Origin of the sequence: Arthrobacter sp. I3 (assembly GCF_000520575.1) — a bacterium.
Classification (GTDB): domain Bacteria; phylum Actinomycetota; class Actinomycetes; order Actinomycetales; family Micrococcaceae; genus Arthrobacter; species Arthrobacter humicola_A.
In genome coordinates, this window is the sequence record NZ_KI914921.1 from 19,307 (window position 1) to 25,285 (window position 5,979).

Consider the following 5,979-nt stretch of genomic DNA (forward strand, 5'->3'; position numbering starts at 1 on the left):
CTCAAGCCCCGCCCGGAGCTCGAGCAGCCTCGGCGCCGAGTCCGTGTCCCCCAGGGCCAGGCAAAAGGCCAACGCGTCGAGTTCGAGCCCGGCGGTGTCCACGTCCGGGTACGGTCGGCCGAGCCGCTTCAGTTCGGCGATGGCACCCGGGTAGTTCCCGAGCCGGGCCTTTCCATAGACCACGGCCATCGCGGCCAGCGAGCGCATGTACCGCGGCAGGGCCGCGGGTGCTGCCTCGAAGTCGGCGAGGAGCAGCTCCGCCTTCGTCTGGGCACCGACTTCGGCGGCTGCCGCGAAGGCCATGGCCGCCGTGAGCGCGAACAGCTGCTGGGGGTCGGTCAACCGCAGCGCTTCGAGCGCGGCACTTAGCGTGTTCAGGGCCTGGGCGGCCTTGCCCTGGTAGAGCAGGATGATGCCGTGCGCCGCGTGCACTCCCCCGCCGAAGGAAATCAGGTTGGGCCCGGATCCGGCGACGAAGCCGGTCAGGAGGCTTTCCGCCCCCTGCCAGTCGCCGGAGTGGATTGCGGCGGCCGCGGAACGGACCACGAGGAAGTCGGTGAGGAAGTAGAGCTCCTCGTGATCGGCCCCGGCGGCCTCGATGGCCCGGGTCATCGCAGCGAGGGCGCTCAGTCCCTTGCCGCCTGCCAGGAGCCGCTCCGCGTCGAGGCAGAGCCGGAACGCCTGTACGAGGGTGTTCGACGGCGGGGTGTTCGACGGCGGCGTGCCGGCAGCCGCGTCCTCGTCGGACGGCGCCGCGGCCGGGGCTGTTGCGTACTCGCCCGCCAGCGCCAGGACCATGGCTTCCAGGATCTCCAGCCGCTCTTCCGTGGCACGGTGAATGGCTTCGGCGTCGTCCGGCCGGGCAACGGCGAGGCGCTCGGCGGCGCGTCGGAGCACCTGTGCCCGCTTGATGATCTCTGCCGGCGTGTTCCCCAGCGCTGACATCGTTGCGGCCCACAGGAGGGAACCGGCCAGGAGCCCGGGGATGCTGTTTCCCTGCCCGAAATCGGCGTCGAGGATGTCCCGGGCCGCCACGTAGTCGGAGGCGTTGTAGCGGGTCCGTGCTATCACGGCGCGGGCCGCCATCTGCAGTTCCGGATCCTTGACGAGGACGGCAGCCTTGCGGGCGAGCTCGTCCTCGTAAAGCCGGCTCGCCAGCACGGCCGCCCTCAGGAGCTGCCGGTCCTCGACCTCCGCGCCGCACTCGATCGACCAGCTCACTTGCCGTAGCAGTCCCTCGGCAGACGTCGGCTCGCTGTCCATCTTGCGCAGCAGGCTCTGGCGAAGCTGCAGGCTCCTGGCCGGCGAAATCAGGTTCCGCAAGGTGTCGCCGTACACGGTATGCCACAGCCGCAGCTCACCCGTCCCGGTGTCCGTGACCCGGATCAGTTCGCTGTCGATCAGTGATCCCACGGCCTCTTCGCCGGCCACCGACTCGATCAGTTCCCGGGACACGGGTTCGGCCAACGCCACGAGGTTCAGGGCCTGGCGTTCTTCCGGCGAGCGCAGCAGCAGCTGGCGGCGCACGACGTCGGTCAGCCGGTCACCGTGGCTATTCAGGTGCCGGGTGAACAACCAGACACCGTTGCGCCGCAGCAGCGTCCCGTCGTTCCTGGCGTCGTCCAGGAGCCCGTTGAGGAGCATCGGGTTGCCGCCGGAGGCCTCCCAGAGGATCTCGGCGACGTTTGGCAGCACTTGCGAGCCGAGCTCGCCCTCCAGCATCTCTGTGGTCTGCGCGAGGGTGAGCGGGCGCAGGTCGTGCCGTTCGGCGATGCCTTCAAACCAGAGCTGCAGGAGCGGTTCCGGCAGTCCGGGCCGGGCCGCCGCGCCGACGAGCAGTTTCGCCCAGCCGGCCGCCGCCAGCTCCGCGAGGATTCCGGCCGTCGCCTCGTCGAGATCGTGTGCGTCGTCAACGACCAGCAGGAGGGGCTTCTGGGTGGCCCGCTTCTGCTCTTCCAGATGCGCCCACAGGGTCCTCAGAACGGCCAGCTGCGATGTTGCTTCCTGGACCGGCAGTCCGACGATGAAGGGGCCCAGGACACCGTAGGGCACCTTGGTCAGCGACGCGCTGCCATGGATCGGCACCGGCGTCACCTCCGGGCCCAGCTCCCCGACGACGGCGTCGATGAGCCTTGACTTGCCCATCCCGCTGTCGCCGAGGACGAACACGGCGACATGGCTGCCGCCCTGGAGGGCTTCCACTGCCGACATCAAATCTTCCGACCTCCCGGTCAAGGCGCGGGCCGGCGCCGTGCCGGGGTTCCCCGCCGGCCCCCTAGATGAGTCCAAGCAGATCACTTCGCGAAGAAACGCCGAGCTTCGTGAACACCTGGTACAGGTGGCCCTCCACGGTCCTGACGGAAATGCCCACTTCCAGGGCGATGTCCTTGTTGGAGACCCCGTTCCCGGCCAGGGTGGCGATTTGCCGCTCCCGGTCTGTCAGCAGCGGACCCTTGTTGCGCGGCATGACTGGCAGCGCCGGCACGGACTCCGAGAGGCTCTCCAGCATGCTGTAGGCGGCGTTGGCGCTGGCGGTCAGCCCGGCGCCCTTCGCGAAGTCGAATGCGAGCGCGGCGCACCGGGCCTGGACGGCGTCCAGTTCGAGGCCCGCGGCCTGCCCGGCGGCTTCGAGCATGATCGCGGCGTCCTTCTTCCGGCTGCCGACGGCGACCGTCCGGGACAGCTCGGCCAGCGGCCCCTGCCGCAGCCCGGCGATTTCCTCCATGAAAAGAAAATCCTTGACGGTGCCGTTGACGGTGGCCCCGAGCATGCAGATGCCGGCCAGGGTGTAGCGGCCCTTCCGGAAATGCTCCTCCGCGGACCGTATCAGCCGGTCCTTGGCCTCCGGGTCACCGAGCCACCGCGACGCCATATCCATGCAGAACTCGGTGGAACTGCCGACCGTGAAGCGGGCCGGGCCGTCAGCCGAGCGGGCCCGGTCCAGGTAGATCGTGGCCTGCACCGAGTTGCCGGTCTGGGCGTAGGCAAAAGCAGTGGCGGCGTAGGCCTGGCGCAGGGACTGCAGGCTCGCACGGACCTCCAGCTGGGCGATCGCGGCCAGCAACGGATCCAGGGCCATGTACCCGCGGCCGGCATAGACATAGGCGAGTCCGACGGCGAGGTCCGTTGCGGCGCTGCCGGAATGCAGCCCGTGCCCGGCCCGGCCGCTCGCGTCCTTGAGCATGTCGATGGCTTGGCGCCACAGGCCCGAAAGGAGCAGCACGTTGAAAGAGCGCCAGGCGAAGTTTTCCCGGATGCGCGGCACGTTGGACCACTCGCCCAGCTGTCCGCCGATTTCCCGCATGAGTTTGCGGGCATCGAGTTCGTGGCCGGTCATGGACCAGGCCTCCATCAGGATGATGGCCGACCTGAGCCGGTGCACGGGATCGGCGCCGGGCACGTCCGTGGTGGCCGCGGTGGTAAGCCGCTCCATCATGGGCTCGAAATCCCCGATGAAAGAGAAATAGTTGAACTCGCACAGATCCAGGCAGAGCCCCGCACGGGCAAGCGCCGCAAGGGCGGGGGACGGCTCGTCCAGGCTCAGGTCCTGGAGCCGGACCCTGGCCTGCCCGAGCAGTTCGGGGACCTGGCCGGAGCGGTCGTCCAGCCAGGCCATGCAGTCAGCCTTCGCCGCGATGAATTCGGCGAAGTTTTCGGCCGCAAGGCCGTTGACCTGCCGTTCGGAGACATCGTCCAGCGCGGACATGGCCTGCAGCGGCAGGCCGAGCTGGAGGTAGGCGGCCGATTTCTGGAGCTGTCCTTCGGCCCATTCAGGGTCCGAGGGAGAAAGGCTGCCGGCGCATTTGAGGGCAAATTTCGGGTCGAAGAGCTTGACGGCGGCACTGGCAGCCGCGACGGCGTGGGCGGGTGCCAGCTGGGCGTGGCAGTCGTGAGTCCACGCCGCGTAGGCCAGCAGGTCTTCGACTGTCAGCTCGTCCAGTTCATGTTCCTGGTGCCCGGGGACCTTGTCCCGGAGCTCCAGCCGGCGCTCCACGCTGAGCCAGTTGCGGACAATGTCGCCGAGGTAGCGGTCGCCCAGCGTGACGAGGTGCCGGTCAGCGCGGTCGACCACGATCTGGCCGGCCTCTTCCATGTCGGCGATGACACCGGGGCTGTACATCCTGGCGAGCCGGGACAGGGGCAGGGTCCGGGCGCAGGAGAGGACGTCGATGACTTCCCGGGCTTCGGGTGTTTCCCTGGCATACCTGGCCCGGACAATATCCTCCAGCGCCGTGCGCCCGTCCAGCACAACCTCATCGAGCAGTGTCCACACGGATCCGGACAGGACAAGGTTTCCGCGTTCGATTTGTTCGGAGACGACGGCCTGCAGGAGCGTGGGGCTGCCGCCGACCAGCTGGTGCAGCTGGCTTGCCAGGGCGGTCGAGACCCGATGGCCCAAAGCTGACTGCAGGACCTCCAGCGTCTCGAGCTCGGTCAGGTTGGCGAGCCGGACCTCGGCGAGTTGGCCGGAAGTGATGAGCCAGTAGAAATCGGGCGGAAGGTCTGTGGTGCGCTGGGCCGTTGCGATCAACCGGGCGGTCCGGGTCTGCAGCAGGTTGAGGAGGACCCCGGTGCTGAGTTCATCGAGGGCGCCGGCGTTGTCGAGCAGGATCACGCACTGGCGCCCGGCGGCGTCGTCGCGGATCAGCGAGGTAATGCCGTGCAGGATGGCGGTCGGCGAGCCCAGGGAACTCTGCGGGAGCCGCGCAAGGGTGAAGGCGAGGCAGCCGTACGGCGTTGCCGACCCCGGCCCGGAACTGCGGAGCTGGATGGTGTACACCTCGGGGCCGAAACCCGCGAGGGCGGTCCGGCCGACAAGCGTTTTGCCCACGCCGCGGTCGCCCGTGATGACGACGCCCATCCGGTCCTGGGCAAGCAGTTCCTGGCGGACACGCTCGGCATCAGCGTTCCGCGCCAAACCGGACCAGCCGTGTCTCGCGACCTGGCCGGCAGCATGTTCTTCTTCGGCGGGTGCCAATGTAGTGGAAACATTCCCCCAGCCCAGCGAATCCCTCGACATGTAGTTTCCTTCGTACCGCTTTGCAGACAGCAACCCCGGACTGCCCACTTAGAAGTAGCGTATCCCTATCCCCCGACATGAGAGTAGACAGATCATAGCTGGAATGCGGAAAGCTTGGAAAGGAAACACGCAATCCGCATGCAACTTAGTCAGCGCCCGCCTGCCGCGGGCCCGGGCCGGCCCGCCGTCGGGGCGTTTTGGCTGCGTGCTGTTTTGCCTGCGTTTACGTGCCGGAGGGGCTACGTCGCCTTGGCGGGGTGGAACTTTTGTTGGGCGGCGGTGAGGCCGTCCCGGACCAGGACTTCGACGGCGTCGGCAGCTGAGTCGATGAGGAAGGGCAGTTCCTTTTTCTCCGGCGCGGAAAAGTCACGCAGGACAAAGTCCGCGGTCTCCATCCGTCCGGGCGGACGCCCGACGCCCACCCGCACGCGCAGGTAGTCCTTGGTGGCCAGGGCCTTGGAGATGTCGCGCAGTCCGTTGTGGCCGCCTTCGCCGCCGCCGATCTTGAGCCGCACGGTGTCGAAGGGGATGTCGATCTCGTCATGGACGGCAATGACATGGGCCGGATCGATGCCGAAGAACTGGGCCAGGGCAGACACCGGGCCGCCGGAGACGTTCATGTATGACAGCGGCTTGGCCAGCACGATCCGGGGTCCGCCGATGCCCAGACGCCCTTCGAGGACCTGGGCACGCGATTTGTGCGATTTGAAGCCACCGCCGACGCGCGAGGCGAGTTCGTCCAGGACCATCTGGCCGACGTTGTGCCGGTTGTGGCTGTACTCGGATCCGGGGTTGCCAAGGCCTACGATCAGCCAGGTGTCGGTCATGGGTCAGTCCTTCGGTGGGACGCGGCCGGTAGGACACGGCCAGTGGGGCGGGGCAAGTGGGGCGCGGGGCAAGTGGGGCGGGGCGGGCAGCCGGCTACGGGGCGCGTACGGCGCGGGCTACGGCACCAGAGA

Annotated in this window: 3 protein-coding genes; all 3 read right to left on the reverse strand. The window is 68.2% G+C overall.

The window, feature by feature from the left end:
• A partial coding sequence (locus Y706_RS0110020) for an ATP-binding protein (protein WP_343213047.1) occupies positions 1–2,298 on the reverse strand: 2,298 nt, incomplete at its 3' end.
• The gene (locus Y706_RS0110025; RefSeq protein WP_028276487.1) at positions 2,276–5,020 is read right to left on the reverse strand and encodes a helix-turn-helix transcriptional regulator; all 2,745 of its coding nucleotides are present in this window, start codon (positions 5,018–5,020) and stop codon (positions 2,276–2,278) included. The genes Y706_RS0110020 and Y706_RS0110025, both read right to left, overlap by 23 nt.
• A 239-nt stretch (positions 5,021–5,259) precedes the next feature.
• Positions 5,260–5,847: an aminoacyl-tRNA hydrolase gene (pth, locus tag Y706_RS0110030; RefSeq protein WP_028276488.1), complete on the reverse strand. Its 588-nt coding sequence runs from the start codon at positions 5,845–5,847 to the stop codon at positions 5,260–5,262.
• Between the last annotated feature and the right edge of the window lie 132 nt (positions 5,848–5,979).

Coding starts and splice junctions, on each gene's coding strand:
- Y706_RS0110025 (WP_028276487.1), bottom strand. CDS start 5,020: ATGTCGAGGGATTCGCTGGGCTGGGGGAATGTTTCCACTACATTGGCA.
- pth (WP_028276488.1), bottom strand. CDS start 5,847: ATGACCGACACCTGGCTGATCGTAGGCCTTGGCAACCCCGGATCCGAG.